This window comes from Methylophaga sp. UBA3603 (genome assembly GCF_002375335.1).
Taxonomy (GTDB): Bacteria; Pseudomonadota; Gammaproteobacteria; order Nitrosococcales; family Methylophagaceae; genus Methylophaga.
Map to the genome: position 1 here is coordinate 250701 of NZ_DFMC01000002.1, position 17978 is coordinate 268678.

16 protein-coding genes are annotated in these 17978 nt (G+C 45.7%); 15 read left to right on the forward strand and 1 reads right to left on the reverse strand.

What is annotated here, in order from left to right:
- The first annotated feature begins 82 nt into the window (after positions 1-82).
- The 11 genes from B4F66_RS01790 (at position 83) to B4F66_RS01840 (ending at position 12191) form a co-directional block, all read left to right on the forward strand.
- On the forward strand, positions 83-1345 hold the full coding sequence (locus B4F66_RS01790; protein WP_292358266.1) for an acyltransferase family protein: 1263 nt from the start codon (positions 83-85) through the stop codon (positions 1343-1345).
- Positions 1346-1417: 72 nt separating this feature from the next.
- Complete coding sequence (locus tag B4F66_RS01795; RefSeq protein ID WP_349676189.1) at positions 1418-3013, forward strand: glucan biosynthesis protein G; 1596 nt, start codon at positions 1418-1420, stop codon at positions 3011-3013.
- 143 nt (positions 3014-3156) lie between these two features.
- Complete coding sequence (gene miaB / locus B4F66_RS01800) at positions 3157-4497, forward strand: tRNA (N6-isopentenyl adenosine(37)-C2)-methylthiotransferase MiaB (RefSeq protein WP_292358264.1); 1341 nt, start codon at positions 3157-3159, stop codon at positions 4495-4497.
- Positions 4498-4518: 21 nt separating this feature from the next.
- On the forward strand, positions 4519-5493 hold the full coding sequence (locus tag B4F66_RS01805; RefSeq protein WP_292358262.1) for a PhoH family protein: 975 nt from the start codon (positions 4519-4521) through the stop codon (positions 5491-5493).
- Positions 5490-5954 carry an rRNA maturation RNase YbeY gene (gene ybeY, locus B4F66_RS01810; protein WP_292358261.1) on the forward strand — a complete coding sequence of 155 codons (465 nt, stop codon included), beginning with the start codon at positions 5490-5492 and terminating at the stop codon, positions 5952-5954. Before B4F66_RS01805 ends, ybeY begins: the two co-directional genes overlap by 4 nt.
- Complete coding sequence (locus tag B4F66_RS01815; RefSeq protein ID WP_292358259.1) at positions 5951-6820, forward strand: CorC family transporter; 870 nt, start codon at positions 5951-5953, stop codon at positions 6818-6820. The genes ybeY and B4F66_RS01815 overlap by 4 nt, the downstream gene beginning before the upstream one ends.
- Positions 6820-8331, forward strand: coding sequence for an apolipoprotein N-acyltransferase (gene lnt / locus B4F66_RS01820; RefSeq protein ID WP_292358257.1), 1512 nt, complete (start codon positions 6820-6822; stop codon positions 8329-8331). Before B4F66_RS01815 ends, lnt begins: the two co-directional genes overlap by 1 nt.
- Before the next feature lie 6 nt (positions 8332-8337).
- On the forward strand, positions 8338-9789 hold the full coding sequence (locus B4F66_RS01825; RefSeq protein ID WP_292358255.1) for a TrkH family potassium uptake protein: 1452 nt from the start codon (positions 8338-8340) through the stop codon (positions 9787-9789).
- Positions 9789-10364 carry a class I SAM-dependent methyltransferase gene (locus B4F66_RS01830; protein WP_292358253.1) on the forward strand — a complete coding sequence of 192 codons (576 nt, stop codon included), beginning with the start codon at positions 9789-9791 and terminating at the stop codon, positions 10362-10364. Before B4F66_RS01825 ends, B4F66_RS01830 begins: the two co-directional genes overlap by 1 nt.
- A gap of 123 nt (positions 10365-10487) precedes the next feature.
- Positions 10488-10688: a 50S ribosomal protein L31 gene (gene rpmE / locus B4F66_RS01835; protein ID WP_014705308.1), complete on the forward strand. Its 201-nt coding sequence runs from the start codon at positions 10488-10490 to the stop codon at positions 10686-10688.
- 27 nt (positions 10689-10715) lie between these two features.
- Complete coding sequence (locus tag B4F66_RS01840) at positions 10716-12191, forward strand: M48 family metalloprotease (protein ID WP_292358251.1); 1476 nt, start codon at positions 10716-10718, stop codon at positions 12189-12191.
- A 416-nt stretch (positions 12192-12607) separates the two neighbouring features.
- On the opposite strand, the gene B4F66_RS01845 is transcribed toward B4F66_RS01840, so the two are convergent.
- Positions 12608-15007, reverse strand: a complete 2400-nt coding sequence (locus B4F66_RS01845; protein ID WP_292358250.1) for a penicillin-binding protein 1A — start codon at positions 15005-15007, stop codon at positions 12608-12610.
- A 188-nt stretch (positions 15008-15195) separates the two neighbouring features.
- Between B4F66_RS01845 and pilM the strand changes: the two genes are divergently transcribed.
- Genes pilM through B4F66_RS01865 form a run of 4 tightly spaced genes read left to right on the forward strand, consistent with a single transcriptional unit; the run spans position 15196 to position 17952 of the window.
- Positions 15196-16254, forward strand: a complete 1059-nt coding sequence (gene pilM, locus B4F66_RS01850; RefSeq protein ID WP_292358248.1) for a pilus assembly protein PilM — start codon at positions 15196-15198, stop codon at positions 16252-16254.
- Positions 16254-16814, forward strand: a complete 561-nt coding sequence (locus B4F66_RS01855; protein ID WP_292358246.1) for a PilN domain-containing protein — start codon at positions 16254-16256, stop codon at positions 16812-16814. The genes pilM and B4F66_RS01855 overlap by 1 nt, the downstream gene beginning before the upstream one ends.
- A 2-nt stretch (positions 16815-16816) precedes the next feature.
- Positions 16817-17404 carry a type IV pilus inner membrane component PilO gene (pilO, locus tag B4F66_RS01860; protein ID WP_292358244.1) on the forward strand — a complete coding sequence of 196 codons (588 nt, stop codon included), beginning with the start codon at positions 16817-16819 and terminating at the stop codon, positions 17402-17404.
- Positions 17404-17952 (forward strand): pilus assembly protein PilP, encoded by a 549-nt coding sequence (locus tag B4F66_RS01865; RefSeq protein WP_292411505.1) that lies wholly within the window; start codon positions 17404-17406, stop codon positions 17950-17952. Before pilO ends, B4F66_RS01865 begins: the two co-directional genes overlap by 1 nt.
- Positions 17953-17978 lie beyond the last annotated feature (26 nt).

Consider the following 17978-nt stretch of genomic DNA (forward strand, 5'->3'; position numbering starts at 1 on the left):
CACCTTGTATAACGAATTGGTTAAACAGTTTTGTATAACAGCCTGTAAAATTTAGCGCAATTTATTTGTTCAGGGAATCAGAGTGGAGCAACGCGGTAAGGAACATTTTATTGGGCTGGAATGGCTGCGGTTTTTGCTCGGTTTATATATCGTTGTTTTTCACACGTTACATACTTATAAACTCAAAGAAAAAGCCCCCTGGTTGATGGATATGGTTGGTGTGGGTTTTTTTGCCACCAGCAGTTTTTTTGTATTGTCCGGATTTCTTTTAGCGCATGTTTATTGCCGAAACGGTGAACTACGCGAAGCAGCGACCAGCTTTTGGGCAAAGCGCTTTTCTAACTTATATCCGCTACATGTTTTTTCATTGCTGCTCACGTTTTCGGTACTGACCATTATCAATTATCTGGGCCTTCCTCCAGATGATGTGAAAGCCACAGTACGGTTTGTGGTGTATGACACAAATGTGGATTTGGGTGAAGCAGGACGGGCATCAATTGAACATTACATGAGTAATAGTGAGTTACTAATTAATTCGTTGTTGCAGATATTCATGTTGCAGGCCTGGAACCCTTTTTATCTGACGTTTAACGCGCCATTATGGTCAATTTCGACGTTGTTTTTCTTTTATCTGACTTTTCCTTTTGCTGCGCCGTATCTGATGCGGGTAAAACATAAAATTCTGTGGCTTTCAGCATTGATGCTGATTTACCTTATTCCACCTCTATTGGTTATTTGGAATGGCGATTACGGTATGCCATTTACTGGCATGTTACATCGCATGCCGATTATTCGTATTCCAGAGTTTTTTGCTGGCATTCTCTGCTATGCCCTGTTTCGTCAGCTGCGAGATAGTGGGCGTGATCCACAATTCATGATGCGAATCCTGATGGGGTTGTTTGTCATGCTGTGTTTTCTCGGCGCGATATGGCTGCTTAGAGGCGAACGTTACTGGTATTTCCTTCTGCATAACGGTTTGTTATTGCCGGCACAGCTGATGTTGATTTATCTGTGCGCTTTAGCAGGAACGCCACGCAATGAATGGTTTAACAACTGGTCACGTCGGCTGGGTGCAGCATCATTGCCATTGTTTGTATTGCATGTGCCTGCCTTTGTATTATTTTCCCGATCAGAAAAAATACTTAATGTACTGTCGATTGAGTGCTTGCAGAACTGGAACAGCTGCGCGGTTCAGGCAAGCGAACAAAGCTTATCGATTTGGTTTTATCCATTGTTCCTGCTGCTGACCGTTATCTTGTGTATCTGGTCAATGGAGCACGCGGTGGTGCCTACCCGTAAGTGGATATTAAAACGGTTGCCATTTACGGCAATCAAGCAATCCTGATTTTTTATGTGCCAATGGCGGCCTGATTCTATGTATAAGCAAAATTCATTTTCAGTCACAACAGAGGCAGTTATGAAAGATCAACAGACCCTAACAAATCGCTCAGGACGTTCATCCACATTTTTCAGTCGGTTTGTTGCCATCAGCTTGTTGATGATCTCAAGCAGTCTTTATGCCTTTTCACTCGACGATGTCGCTGAAAAAGCTCAGGCACTGGTCAAACAGGACTATGTCAAACCACAAAGCAATCTGCCCGCAGAGTTCAGTCAGATGCAGTTTGCCGATTACATGAAAATCCAGCCAAGAGCAGAGCAATTTCATTGGAAGGAACAGCAAACGCCATTCCGACTGGCGTTTTATCATCAAGGAATGCACTTTAAAGTGCCGGTAAAGATTAATGAGATCCTACCTAATGGCATGACGGAAATTAACTACGATCCGGAAAATTTCTCTTTTGGTGATTTAACTTTTGAAAAAGCCACCACGGCGAATCTGGGGTATGCCGGTTTTCGTGTTTTATATCCCATCAATAAAGCGGATAAATACGATGAAATCATGAGTGTGTTGGGCGCGAGTTATTTCAGGGTGATTGGTGAGGATCAGGTTTATGGTCTCTCGGGGCGAGGGATGAATATTGATACTGCGGTTGCTGATGATATTGCAGAAGAGTTTCCGGAATTTCGTGAATTCTGGATTCAGCGTCCCCAATCCGGTGAAGAGAATCTGGTGATTTATGCATTGCTGGATTCGCCTAGCGCGACGGGAGCTTATCGTTTTGATTTACAACCAGGCACCGATACCGTGCTGGATGTCGAAGCAAAAGTGTATTTGCGTAAAGACGTTCATGAGCTAGGTCTGGCGACACTTACCAGTATGTTTTTATATGATGGCCGACAACCACCGAGCCAGCATAATTTCCGCCCACAAATTCATGATTCGAACGGGTTAGCCATTCATGCTGGAAACGGGGAAAGGATTTGGCGTCCGCTGAATAACCCGGATGGGGTGTCTGTGAGTACTTGGCAGGTCGAAAACCCGAAAGGCTTTGGTTTGTTGCAGCGCGGCCGTGAGTTTTCGCGCTTTCAGGAATTGGATGATTTATACCATTTACGACCAAGTGCCTGGATTGAAACCAAAAGTGCCTGGGGTAAAGGTCGCATCAAATTGATTGAATATCGCACAGCAGATGAGACTAATGACAATATCGGGACTTTCTGGATTCCGGATAATCTTCCGCCGCTGGGGGAGCCGCTAGAAATGTCTTATCGGATCCATTGGACGCTGGATGAGCCGTCATTGGCAGACCCCAATATTGCCTGGGTGTCACAAACATTACGTTCTGCAGGTGAAGACAAACAAGCCAATCTGATTCGTGATTTGGATGAAACCATATTATTGCAAGTGGATTTTGAAGGACCGGTATTGACAGAGCGGGGTGAACATCAAGTACCAGCAACACAAATCAGTATCAGTGAGCATGCCGAAATTTTAAGCAGCCACTTACGTTATAACCCAGCCACCAAAGGCTGGCGTTTAATGATGCGTACGCAGATTCATGATCCAAATAAAGTGGTAGAAATGCGTGCCGCGCTGGTCGATGAACATCAGCAACCCTTATCCGAAACATGGAGCTATCAGATTCCTGTTGGCTATGCTGTAACCCGCTGAAAAAATTACTAGAAGGCTCAGCCCAGCATAGACAAGTGATTTGTTTTACGGTGACTAATTTTGCGCTAACAAAAACAATCACTTGTCTGTACTCTAAGGCGTAAAAAGCGTATGCTGTGCGCCCTTTATCACTGACTGATTTTATGGCCGGAAAACTTTTTATCAGAACCTTTGGCTGCCAGATGAACGAGTACGACTCGAACAAGATGGCCGAGGTGCTTGCTGCGTCACATCAATTGGAAACAACCGATATCGCTGAAGATGCCGATGTGTTGTTGCTTAATACCTGTTCGATTCGTGAAAAAGCTCAGGAAAAGGTTTTTCATCAACTGGGTCGCTGGAAGCGCTGGAAAGATAAAAAACCACATCTGGTGATTGGGGTTGGCGGTTGTGTGGCCAGTCAGGAAGGTGAGGCGATTCGTAAACGTGCGCCTTATGTCGATCTGATTTTTGGACCACAAACTCTGCATCGACTGCCCACCATGTTGGACGATGTCAGAAAAAATAATAAACCGGAAATTGATATTTCGTTTCCGGAAATCGAAAAGTTCGATAATTTGCCTGCGCCAAAAGCCGATGGCCCAACAGCATTTGTTTCCATCATGGAAGGTTGCAGCAAGTACTGCACATTCTGTGTTGTGCCGTATACCCGGGGTGAAGAAGTCAGTCGTCCAGTGGGTGCTGTGTTACGAGAGATTCGACAACTGGCCGCCCAGGGCGTGCGTGAAGTCAATCTGTTAGGACAAAACGTTAATGCCTATCGCGGTATTATTGAAGATGATGAAACCGCTGATCTGGCGTTATTGATTCACTATGTCGCAGCAATTGAAGGTATTGAGCGAATTCGCTTTACTACCTCGCATCCGGTGGAATTTTCCGATTCATTGATCGAAGCGTTTGCCGAAATTCCGGAATTGGTCAACCACCTGCATTTACCGGTGCAGTCCGGCTCAGATCGAATTCTGGCGATGATGAAACGCGGCCATACTGTTGCGCAATATATTGAAAAAATTGAGCGGGTCAAAAAAATCCGTCCGAATCTGAGTATGTCGAGCGATTTTATTGTCGGATTTCCTAATGAAACCGAAGAAGATTTCAACGCGACGATGGCGTTGATTAATCAGATAGGTTTTGATCACTCTTTTAGCTTTATATACAGCGCACGTCCTGGTACACCAGCAGCGATGTTTAATGATTCAGTTTCTGATGAAGAGAAAAAACAGCGTCTGCAAATTATGCAGGATCGTTTACGTGAGCTTGAAAATGCTGTGAGTGAATCGATGCTTGGTACGGTGCAACGTGTCTTGGTAGAGCGTGCTGCACATCGCGATGCCGGTGAAATCGCCGGCAGAACTGAAAATAATCGGGTCGTCAATTTCCCCGGTGATATTGCGCTGGTGGGCAAGTTTGTCGATGTGCGTGTCACAGAGGCACACACCAACTCCTTGCGAGGAGAACTTCTTGCTGATAGCGTTATCCTCTAACTCCTTTTTGGAATCTAAGTTGTGGTCACTCCAGCTGTTACAGTTGACACGATAAGCTTTGAATTAAGTCCTGCGGATAATCCCCGCCTAGCCAACCTATGTGGTCATCTGGATGAACATATCCGGATGATGGAACGTGGATTTGGTGTGGAAATCAATAACCGTGGTGGCAAGTTCCAGATCATCGGTAAGCCGGATATTCTGGCTGAAGTACAGGATGTGATACATGCCTTGTATGCTGACACCGCCCAATCTGTTCTGGAACCGGAACAGGTACATCTGGCGATTCGTGAATCGGGTGGCACTGAAACCACCGGGTTTGAAGAAGAAAAAGAAGTTACCATCAAAACCAAACGCGGCCTGATTAAGGCGCGGGGTGAAAATCAACAAGCCTATTTGCGCCGTGTCATGACCCATGACATCAACTTTGGTGTTGGACCTGCCGGTACCGGTAAAACCTATCTGGCGGTTGCCTGTGCGGTAGAAGCGCTGGAACGCGACTTTGCCAGACGTATTGTGCTGGTCAGACCGGCGGTTGAAGCCGGTGAAAGACTTGGTTTCCTGCCAGGTGATCTGGCCCAGAAAGTGGATCCATATTTACGGCCTTTATTTGATGCGCTCTATGAAATGCTGGGTTTTGAACGTGTTGCCAAACTGATTGAACGCAATGTGATCGAAGTAGCGCCACTGGCATATATGCGTGGCCGTACTTTGAATGAATCGTTTATTATTCTGGATGAAGCACAAAACACCACGGTTGAGCAGATGAAAATGTTTCTGACCCGTCTGGGATATAACTCGACAGCGGTGATCACCGGCGATATTACCCAGGTGGATTTGCCGGGTTCCACCCGTTCAGGTCTACGTCATGCCATTGAAGTCTTAAAAGATATTGAAGGCATTGGCTTTACTTTTTTCCAGGCAAAAGACGTGGTGCGTCATTCCTTGGTGCAGAAAGTTATTCTGGCTTACGAAAAGGCTGAAACAAAGTCGTGAACGTCATTATCGATTTGCAGCAGGCAACTGATGCAGATGTGCCATCTGAACAACAATTTCAACTCTGGGCCAGTGCTGCGCTGGCGGAAGTCAACGAAGACTGTGAATTAAGCATTCGCCTGGTCGATGAAGCCGAAAGTGCCGAATTGAATAATGATTATCGCGGCAAAAACTATCCGACCAATGTTTTATCATTTCCCTTTGAGTCACCTGTGCCGCTAGAACCTATGTTGTTAGGTGATCTGGTGCTGTGTGTTCCGGTAGTAGAGCGTGAAGCTGCCGAGCAAGAGAAAACCATAAATGATCATTGGGCACATTTAATTGTGCATGGCTGTTTGCATTTACTTGGCTATGATCATATTGAAGACGATGAGGCAGAATTAATGGAATCGTTGGAAATTAAAATTTTACACAAGCTTGATATTAACAATCCTTATACAGAGCAGAGGGTTACATCATGAGTGAGGGACGACCGAGTCGCTCAGACAGTCCAGTTTCCTGGGTGCGAAAATTAAGTAATCTGTTCCTGGAACCTAAAGACCAGGAACAGTTGATTGAATTACTACGCAATGCTTCTGAACGGCATATTCTCGATGCCGAAGCTTTGTCGATTGTCGAGGGCGCTTTGAGCGTCTCACAGATGCAAGCTCGCGACATTATGATTCCGCGTTCACAGGTGGTGATGGTTTCTCGAGATGCGCCACCGGAAGAAACACTTAAGCTGGTCACGGAAACATCGCATTCACGGTTTCCAGTGATTGATGATGATCGTGATGATGTTATCGGGATTCTGCTCGCCAAGGATTTGCTGGCGGCAGTGGTCAGCTCTGGTGAGTTTAATTTTGATCTGCGTGAATTGTTACGTCCAGCGGTGTTTATCCCTGAAAGTAAGCGTTTAAATGTTCTGCTGCGTGAATTTCGTGCCCGTCGTAATCATATGGCAATCGTTGTGGATGAGTATGGCGGTGTTGCCGGCATGATCACCATCGAAAATGTTCTTGAACAAATTGTTGGTGAAATTGAAGACGAGCATGATGTGGATGATGATGCGCCGATTCTGCAACGTGATGACAATACCTTCACTGTCAAAGCATTGACCCCGGTAGAAGACTTTAACGAGTATTTTGAAACCGAGTGGAGTGACGATGATTTTGATACGGTTGGCGGCCATGTAGTGAATCAATTTGGTCATCTGCCCGGCCGGGGAGAGCAAGTCACAATTGGTGCACTGGAATTCACCGTGTTACGTGCAGATAAACGTCGAGTTCATTTGTTACGTATGGTGAAGTTACCCGAAGAAACTGAAAGCGAAAGCGAAACAGAATAATGACAACTTCCAGGCAGATGGCTTGGCAAGGCGCATTTGGCAGTTGGGCAGCATTATTGGCCGGTGCCATCCTGCCACTGAGTCTAGCCCCTTTTCACTATTACCCATTGGCGGTGTTGAGCCTGCTTGTGCTGTTTCTCAGTTGGCAAGGTGTCAGTCCTCGCCAGGCGTTGTGGCGAGGCACGCTGTTTGGTACCGGTATGTTCGGTGTAGGGGTTTCCTGGGTTTTTGTGGCTATCCATGTTTTTGGACAGGCCAGCATAGTGCTTGCAGGTTTGCTGACCGCATTGTTTGTGGTTGCTCTGGGCTTCATGATCGGCGTATTGGGGTGGGGGTTAAAACGCCTGACTGGTCCAGCATTATCCAGCAAAGATTTCCTGATATTACTGCCCAGCAGTTGGCTTTTGTTTGAGTGGTTTAAAGCCTGGTTTTTGACAGGATTTCCCTGGCTGGAAGTGGGTACCGGACAAATTGAAGGCCCACTTGCCGGTTTTATTCCGTTAGTTAGTGTTCACGGTGCCTCCTGGCTGGTGGCATTGACCGCCGGTAGTCTGGCAATAGTGGTTTACCAGCGTAAATGGATATTTCTCATTTTGCCCGCAGTGATTTGGGGCAGCGCTTTTTCCCTGCAATCGGTTGAATGGACCAAACCCATTGGTGAACCGGTTAAAGCAGCCTTGATTCAAGGCAATGTGCCGCAGGACATTAAATGGGATCCCCAGCAGTTACGTAATACATTGCAGTTATATGCTGATCTGAGTCGAGAGAATTGGGATGCAGAGGTAATTGTCTGGCCTGAAAATGCAGCAACAGCGTTTTATCACCAAATAGATGAAGGTTATCTCGAACCATTAGGTCGCGAAGCACGTTCGCAGAATACCGATATTATTCTCGGGCTGCCGGTGTTGGATGAAAATGGTGAAGATTATTACAACAGTATGGTCAGTCTGACCGAAACACCGGTGTTTTATCACAAGCGTCACTTGGTTCCATTTGGTGATTACGTTCCTTTTGAAACCCTGCGTGGATTGATCAAATTCTTTGATTTACCGATGTCAGCGTTTGTGCCGGGCGCTTCCGATCAACCGCAAATGATGTTGGCAGGCCATCCGGTCGGGGTGTCTATCTGCTATGAAGATGCCTTTTCATCTGAAGTTCGTGAAACTGTACCGGCAGCAACCATGTTGATTAACGCCACCAATAATGCCTGGTATGGTGATTCTTTCGCACCGCACCAGCATTTACAGATCTCACGAAGCCGGGGATTGGAGACCGGGCGGCCGATTTTGCGGGTCACAACTAACGGGATTTCAGCGTTTATTGATTATAAGGGCGTTATTCAGCAACAAAGTCCTCAATTTGAACTGGCTGTACTGAAAGGTGACATTCAACCCAGAGAGGGAGTCACTCCCTACGTGCGTTTCGGGCAATGGCCATTATGGATTTTAACTTTGCTGATGCTGACTTTGTGGGCGTATTATCAGTATTTTTATCGGCGTAAAGAGTCTTAATCTTCCATGCAATTAATGACTATCCAGCGCATTCTGGGCATTTTACTGAGCCTGTTCAGTATCACTATGCTGCCACCTGTGCTGGTTTCATGGTGGTTTAACGACGGCGCTGCTACCGCCTTTCTGACAGCGTTTGTGATTCTGGTCAGTACTGGTTTGCTGTTATGGTTACCTGCGAGAAAACACCGTAAAGAGTTGAAGATCCGCGATGGATTTATCGTGGTGGTAATGTTCTGGATTGCTTTGGGTTTTTCCGGGGCATTACCGTTTTATCTGACCGAATCACCCGCGATGAGTATTACCGATGCGGTGTTTGAGTCCATGTCGGGTTTAACCACCACCGGGGCGACGGTTCTGGTTGGTCTGGATACGCTGCCAGAAGCCGTATTGTTTTATCGTCAGTTTCTGCAGTGGTTGGGGGGGATGGGGATCGTGGTATTGGCCGTTGCTATCCTGCCATTATTAGGCGTCGGTGGCATGCAGCTGTATCGTGCAGAAACACCTGGTCCGATGAAAGACGCCAAATTAACTCCACGTATTACCGAAACCGCAAAAGCACTCTGGTATATCTATTTGAGCCTGACGATCGCTTGTGCCATCGCCTATTACTGGGCAGGTATGTCATGGTTTGATGCCATTGGCCATAGTTTTTCTACCGTCGCCATAGGCGGGTTTTCCACCCACGATGCCAGCATGGGTTTTTTTAACAGCGCGACGATTGAAATGATCGCGGTGGCTTTCATGCTGGTTTCAGCAATGAATTTTTCATTACATTTTCTCGCCTGGCGCCATCGCACTCTGATGCATTATCTGCGAGACTCAGAGTTAAAAGTATTTTTAAGCATCATGTTCGTTATCTCGCTTATAACGGCAACTTATCTGTATTTCACCGGCACCTTTGATGATGGTTGGACCGCTGCTCATCATGGTATTTTCCAAGCGGTTTCCATCGGTACCACCACTGGTTTTACCACTACCGATTATTATTTGTGGCCAGGTTTTCTGCCAATTTTATTATTGATGACCAGCTATATCGGTGGCTGTGCTTTTTCCACAGGTGGCGGTATTAAGGTGATTCGCGCGATGCTGCTGTTTAAACAGGGATATCGTGAAGTGTTAAGGTTGATTCATCCTAACGCTGTATTTGCCATTAAAGTGAACGGTAAAGCGCTACCCCCCAAAGTTGTTGGTGCGGTCTGGGGCTTCTTTGCCTTGTATGTTTTCTGTTTCAGTATCATGCATCTTTTATTGATGGCCACTGGCCTTGATGTGGTGACGTCGTTTTCTGCTGTAACCGCTTGTTTGAATAATCTTGGGCCGGGACTGGGGGATGTCGGGGCAAATTTTGGACAGATTAATGCCCCATCAAAGTGGATATTATGCGTTGCCATGTTATTAGGTCGTCTTGAAATCTTCACCTTGTTAGTCGTGTTAACCCCGGCATTCTGGCGTCGATAATGTCTGATAGTCAGCAAAAATGGGATCAGCGCTATCGAACAGAGATTGCTGTTTATCCTGAGCCTGCTCTGGTGCTTACTCAAAATCAGCATTTACTGCCTGAGCAGGGAATAGCGCTGGATTTGGCGTGTGGTTTAGGTGCCAATGCCTTGTTGATGGCCAGTCTGGGGTTACAGACTCACGCATGGGATATCAGTTCTGAAGCTTTGGCGAAACTGAATGCAGAGGTTCAACAGCGACAGTTACAGGTTATTACTGAGCAGCGGGATGTGAGTGTGGCAGCGCCTGACAATTCGAGCTTTGATGTCATTGTCGTCAGTCAGTTTCTGGAGCGCAAACTTTGCCCGAAACTTATCAATGCGTTAAAGCCCGGGGGCTTACTTTTTTATCAAACCTTCTGTCGCGATAAGGTAGATGGTTCCGGTCCGCAGAATCCCGAATTTTTACTGGCAGATAATGAACTATTAAATTTATTTACGAGTCTGAAATTGAGAGTTTATCGAGAAGAGTCGACACTTGGAGATACTTCCATGGGGTGGCGAAACATGGCGATGCTGGTGGGACAAAAGTCATAATAAAAATAAATACTTAATAGGACTTGCTGAAAAGTCGCCGGATCAGTAGAATTACGCGGTTCAGAAAGGGCAAACATAAAAATCGTGTTTGTCGGGCAAACATCATTATTGGCGAGAACAGATATGAAAGCGGATATCCATCCAGATTATAGCGAAATCAATGTTACCTGTAGCTGTGGTAACAGTTTCAAAACCCGTTCAACACGCGGCAATGACCTGACGCTGGATGTATGCTCAGAATGTCATCCGTTCTACACCGGCAAACAGAAAATGCTGGATAGTGCTGGCCGTGTTGATAAATTCCGTCAAAAATACGGAAAATAATCTTGCGGGCTTAAGCCGAAGATACTAATGAACATCATCAACATTACATACAAAAGCCTCTGTCGATTGACAGGGGCTTTGTTATTTCTGGGCCTTTTATCCGGCTGTGCACAAAATCCCGTGACAGGTGGCCAGGATTTTGTGATGATCAGCGAAAATAAAGAGCTTGAGATGGGCCGCACTTACCATCCTCAGATCATTGAACAATATGGTCGTTATGAAGATGAAGCGTTGCAGAGATATGTTCAGGATGTCGGACAAAGACTCGCTGCAGTCAGTCATCGGGATGATTTGGTTTATCGCTTTACTGTTTTAGATTCACCGGTTATCAATGCGTTTGCATTACCTGGTGGGTATATCTATATCACTCGGGGAATGATGGCCTATCTGAACTCCGAAGCTGAGCTTGCAGCCGTTCTCGGGCATGAGATTGGTCATGTAACTGCTCGCCATGGCGTGCGCCAGCAAAGTGCAGCCCAGGCAGCAAGTTTAGGATACACACTGGGAGCAATACTGCTTCCGGGGTTACGCACGGCAGGTGCCCAGGATCTGTTTAATGTGTTTGGTGGTGCTTTACTTAGTGGTTATGGTCGCGAACACGAATTAGAGTCTGACAGGCTTGGTGCCGAATACCTGGCCCGTTCTGGCTATCCTTCAGAGGCCATGATAGAAGTTATTGGTGTATTAAAAGATCAGGCAACTTTTGCCGAAGCCGAGGCTAAAAAACAAGGCCAGGATTATCAGGGTTACCACGGTCTGTTTGCTTCTCACCCAGATAATGACACTCGGCTGCAGGAAGTTGTTAAGGCGGCTGATAAATACAAAACCACTGTTCGAGAAGATGAAGGTACTGAGCGCTATCTGCAGCGTATCGATGGCATGGTGTTTGGAGACAGTGAATCTCAGGGTATTCGCTCTGGTCGAAATTTCTATCATAGTGAAATGCAGTTTGCATTGAGTTTTCCGCAGAATTGGCATATTCAGAACAACCCTTCCAGTCTTCGTGCAACCGCGCCGCAAGGGGCCGCTATTATTGAGATGGGAGCTTCCGATCTTAATCGTAAACAGACCCCCGCTGAGTTTATTAGGGAAAGGTTGAATATTAAAGATTTGAAAAATGGGGAGCCGCTCTCCACTAATGGCTTACAGGGTTATACTGGTTTGACCGTAGCTGAGGGCAAGCCTGTTCGAGTGGCGGTCATATATTTACGAGAGCAAGCGTTTATTTTTATTGCGACCACCAAATCGTCAGGAGATTTCCATAAATTTGATCCGGCGTTTCGTGAGACGGTGATGAGCTTCCATGCTATGCGTCAGGATGAACAGCAATTCGCCGAAGCACAGCGTATCGAAGTGGTCAAAGTCGATAGTAACGATAGTTATTCCAGCTGGGCGGCCAAAACACGAATCAGTAATAGTCCGATGCAGCAATTGCGGCTATTGAACGGCGATTATCCAAATGGTGAACTGAAGCCAGGACAATTGGCCAAGCGTGTTCGTTAACTGAGAATTGCAGTGCGCTGATTGACGTTCAGCATCCAATTAAGTATCTCCTCAATTACAATTTGAACCACATATCCTCAATTGGGTGTCATCATTGTTGCCAATTTATTGAGCTGTCATTCTGCCGGCAGTTGTTAGCATGATAGTGTTTTCCATTTGCCATAGTTTGGTTAGCTTTTCATAGCCACTACCCGTTATTTCCCCTACGACCTTGGAAATACCTTATTTAGAAACTACAGCGACATATCCACCTTGTTGAACAAAATGAGTCTCCACATTAACTGGCGACTAGTTTCGTGTCTGCCAAAGCGGAAATTGAGTGGGATACATGCATGTATCCCACAATCACTCTTGTCCTACATTGATTGATGTTTTTTCAGCCCACAACAGAGGTGGCTAAGAAAGAGTAACAGACCCTAGAACAGCTCTATCAGAGAGTCATCCTGTTCAGTGGATGTGGCACCACTGCCGCCACGCATTGCCGGAACATTATCTTTACGGAAAGTTTCGTAGATTGCTTCGGTATCGCCGGGACGTGCCAGTAATCCAGTTTCAGGGTCGATGCGAACAGTGACCATATCAACAGGTTGTTCAAAGTTTTTCTCGGGCACATCTTCAAGTGCAACTCGCATAAAATCAATCCACATTGGCAAAGCTGCACGCCCGCCTGTTTCATAGCGGCCTAAAGTGCGGGGATTATCAAATCCAACCCAGCTTATGGCAACCAGATCGGGATTAAAGCCATTAAACCAAGCATCCAATTGATCATTGGTTGTACCGGTTTTACCAGCCAGGTCACCGCGATTTAAACTTAATGCCTGACGACCTGTACCAAATTTCACTACATCACGCAGCATGCTGTTCATTATGTAAGCATTTTGCGGGGTAATGACCTGCTTGGCGGGATAAAAGCCTAACAATTCAGCTTGCATCAGGGCTTCTTCTTCACTGATATCAGCTGCGGGTATGGCACAGCTGTCGCAGACTTTCTTGGGTTTGGTCTGCATCAGGATTTCACCAGCAGTATTTTCAACCCGGGAAATAATATAGGGATCTATCAGGTGACCACCATTTGCCAAAGTAGCATAAGCTCTTGCCATATCAATTGGTGCTGCATTACCACTTCCCAGTGCAATAGATAGATTGGGTGGAACCTGTTCAGGCTGAAACCCGAAACGTTGTACATAATCTACTGTATAGGCAATGCCGATATCTCTTAACAACCTTATTGATACCAGGTTTCTTGAATGAGTAAGTGCTTCTCTCAGACGAGTTGGGCCAAAAAATCGACCACTGTAATTTTCCGGACGCCAGACATTTTCCAAACCGGGGTCATCAAATACCACCGGTGCATCGTTGATCACGGTAGCCGCGGTATAGCCTTTTTCCAGCGCAGCAGAGTATACAAATGGTTTAAAGCCAGAACCCGGTTGACGTTTTGATTGCACTACCCGGTTAAACTTATTCTGAAAGAAATCAAATCCGCCCTGCAGGGAGGTGATTGCTCCATCCTCAGAAGCAAGAGAAATCAGGGCTCCCTGGACTTCCGGTATCTGTGTCAATTGCCATGAATTCTCTTCCAGCTCCCGCACATAGATGATATCGCCAACCGCCAATACGTCGTCGATAGTCTGTGGTTTTTTGCCCATGCTGTTAGCACTGAGTTGTGGCTGAGCCCAACTTACTGCGGCAAACGGTAACTCTATTTGGCCCAAGCGTTTTACAAAAACCTGGGCAATATTATCTTCTATACTTAATACCAATGCTGGACTGAGGGCACCAATAACTGAATAATCCTTAAGGAACAGTTCTGAAGCTGCCTGATCCGGTAATTCGCTTAACTCAACCTTGGCAGCCGGGCCGCGATATCCATGTCGTTTATCATAAGCCAGTAATGCATCCTGCAGAGCTTTAGTGGCAGCCTGCTGATGTTTGGCTTTAATCGTCGTAAAGACCCTAGTACCGTTTTCATAGATCTCTTCGCCAAACTGCTCAATCAGATAGGTACGGACCATCTCCGAAACATAGGGAGCATAGACTTCTATTTCACGTCCATGATAGCGGGCACTTACTTCTTCTTTTATTGCTTCTTGATATTCGGCCTGAGAAATAAACCCGACATCTAGCATTCTACTGAGCACATAATTACGGCGGTCCAGCGCTCTTTGTGGGGCGGTAATAGGGTTAGTCGTCGAGGGCGCTTTTGGCAGACCGGCTATCATTGCCATTTGACCCAACGTTAACTCGTCCAGCGTTTTCCCATAATAGACTTGAGCCGCTGCACCAACACCGTAAGAGCGGTGACCAAGAAATATTTTATTCAGATATAAGGTGAGAATTTCTTCTTTGGATAATGTGTTTTCAATTTCCAGTGAAAGAAAAATTTCATTGATTTTGCGCAAATAAGTTTTTTCATTGCTTAAGAAAAAATTCCGGGCAACCTGCATGGTAATGGTACTGCCACCCTGTGTTTTTTCACCCGTGAGTGCCAGCGAATACGCTGCACGAAGCAAGCCTTGATAATCCACTCCCGGGTGTTCAAAAAATCGGTCATCTTCCGCTGCCAGGAAAGCTTCTATGAGTTGAGTGGGGAAGTCCTCATAAGCGACCGGAATGCGGCGCTTTTCGCCAAACTCGGCCATCAAAAGACCTTCTTCACTAAAAATACGTAAAGGAATCTGCAACTGAATCGTGCGCAACGATTCCGTGCTAGGTAGCTTGGGTGACAGAAATAGATAGACTACAGCGATAAACAGTAGACCAGCTATCAAAAAGGTAAAGGCCCATTTAAAAAGGCGTGACACAAGTCGCGACATTGGATTATTTCGTTCGCAAAAAATAAAACCGTAGAGTATATATAAACATCCTAATAAAGCCAGTTAATGACTTTTTGGGAAGATGTCACAGTTTTAGTTGTTGACATCCTAGTAACTGTTAATAAACTACTTTAACTTACAAGTGTAAGTGTACTGCACACATCATTTCGATGGAATTGGGGCGATGCATGTTTGGACGTAAGAAATCCCCTTTACTAGGGATAGACATCAGTTCTTCGGTTGTGAAGCTGCTAGAACTAAATAAACGCGGTGATCGTTATACCGTCGAATCCTACGCAGTGGAACCGCTTCCTGTAAATGCTGTGGTAGAAGGTCGTATTGAAAACAGCGACGAAGTTGCCGGTGCGATACGACGTGCTATAAAGCGTTCAGGCACGAAGTCCCGAGATGCTGCAGTCGCGGTTTCGGCAAATTCTGCTATCACCAAAGTTGTTTCCTTTCCTTCCTCCATTTCAGAACGCGACATGGAAGAAAACGTGATGCTGGAAGCTGAAAACTATATTCCCTATCCACTGGATGAAGTGCGTCTGGATTTTGAAATATTGGGTCCTTCTGCAGCCGATGCTGATGCAGTAGATGTATTGTTAGCCGCTTCGCGTCGTGAAAATGTTGATGCTCGCACCAATGTGCTGGAAAAAGCTGGTCTCAAACCCCGGCTGGTCGATGTTGAAGCCTATACTGTTGAAAATGCCTTTTCTCTTATCGCCAGACAATTACCCAATCAGGGTAATGGATTAACGGTTGCTGTTGCCGATGTCGGTGCAAACGTTACTACCTTGCACGTGCTGGTCAATGGCAAAATTGTATTTACCCGCGAACAAACTTTTGGCGGCCGGATGCTTACCGAAGATATTGAGCGTTATTATGGAATGTCTTATCAGGAAGCGGGCCGTGCCAAAAAAGATGGCAGCCTGCCGGATGACTACGCGCCAAAAGTACTTGAGCCTTTCAAACGTTCCATGGCTGTAACCATCACTCGAGCCCTGCAGTTTTTCTTTTCAGCTTCAAGCCAGTACCAATCAATTGATCATATTATTCTGGCAGGAGGCTGCGCCTCTATTGAAGGTGTCGATAAAATTGTTGAGTCAGAAACAGGCACCTCGACGTCAGTAGCCAACCCTTTCACTGATATGGGGCTGGGTACCCGGGTCAAGGTGCAGGCATTGAGTAATGATGCGCCCTCGATGATGATAGCGTGTGGGCTGGCCATGAGGAGTTTTGACTAATGGCACATATCAACCTTCTCCCCTGGCGCGAAGAAAAACGCCAAGAAAGACAGCAGCAGTTCTTTATTGCGATGGGGCTGACATTAGCTCTCGCCATTATCATTTTTGCTATTTTCAATAGCCATATGAACAGTTTGCTGGATAAACAGAATCAGCGTAATGCTTATTTGCAAAAAGAAATTGCCATTTTGGATACGCAGATTAAAGAAATCCAGGATTTAGAAAAACAACGTGATCGTTTGCTGGCCAGAATGCGGGTTATTCAGGATTTGCAGCAGAGCCGTCCTAAAGTTGTAAAAGTATTTGATTCTATTGTGAGAACTGTACCAGAAGGTATTCATCTTCAAGTTTTAAGCCGCGAGGGCGATAAACTGATTGTGCAGGGCGTGGCACAGACTAATGCCAGAGTATCCGTATTTATGAATCAACTCGATAATGATCCAGAGTTCACCGAATCAACACTTCGCGTTATTCAGCGTACATCCTCCCGTGATGATGCAATTCGTCAATTCACTCTGGAAGTGACTGAATCCAAACCTGAAACGGATGAGGAGCTATAGTCGTGGATATCCCTTCAGTTAATGATATTGATTTCAATGAAAGTGGCGAATGGCCTCTGATTGGAAAAATCGTTGCCGGATTGCTGATTTTTGCAGTGATTTGGGGCGCTGGTTATTACTTTATAATCAAAGATAAGCGCGTCGAATTGGCGCAACTTGAACAAACAGAAACAGAACTTCGCACAAGCTTTGAGATAAAACAAAGCAAAGCCGTTAATCTTGAAGCATATAAAGAACAGATGAAAGAAATGGAATTGTCATTTGCTTCCATGTTGCAGCAGTTACCCCGGAAAAGTGAAGTGGCTGATCTGCTGGTAGATATTTCCAGAACCGGTTTGGTAAATGGGCTTGAATTTGAACTATTCAAACCGGAAGAAGAACGGCCAATTGATTTTTACATTGAATTGCCGATCACCATGCGTGTAACTGGCACGTACCATCAATTTGCTGAATTTATTAGTGGGATAGCGGCCTTACCGCGTATTGTGACACTGCATAATTTCAAAATGGGTCCATTGACCAGCGATGGGAATATGACCATGGATATTACGGCCAAGACCTATCGTTACTTTGACGAGCAGGGTAATTAATGATGAACATATCCATAGTTATCCATTCATTGATTCAGAAGATTCTTCTGCTTTCCATGGCATTTATGCTCGTGGCCTGTTCACAACCAAAAGACGATCTGCAAGCCTATGTTGCCGAAGTAAAAGCACGTCAAGTAGTTGATATTCCTCCCATTCCAGTGATGAAGCCTTACGAAAAATTCAGTTATGCTGCTGCTGAGTTACGTGATCCATTTGTTCCAACCGTCATTGATGTTCCCGAACCGGAACCGGAGCAAGTGGTTGATAACGGCATTCAACCTAATGAAAACCGGATGAAGGAAATTCTGGAAAATTATTCGCTGGCTGATTTGCAATATGTCGGCACCCTGGAACAAGACAGTTTATGGGCATTAATACGGGCTCCAGACAGTACGATACATCGTGTGCAAATTGGTAACTATATGGGTATGAACCATGGCCAGATTGTTGCGATCAGTGAAACACAACTGACATTAAAAGAGATCGTTCCTGAAGGAAACGGCTATAACGAGCGTGAGACGACAGTACCCGTCGTAGAGATAAATTAAGGGCCAAACAATGATGAGTATATACG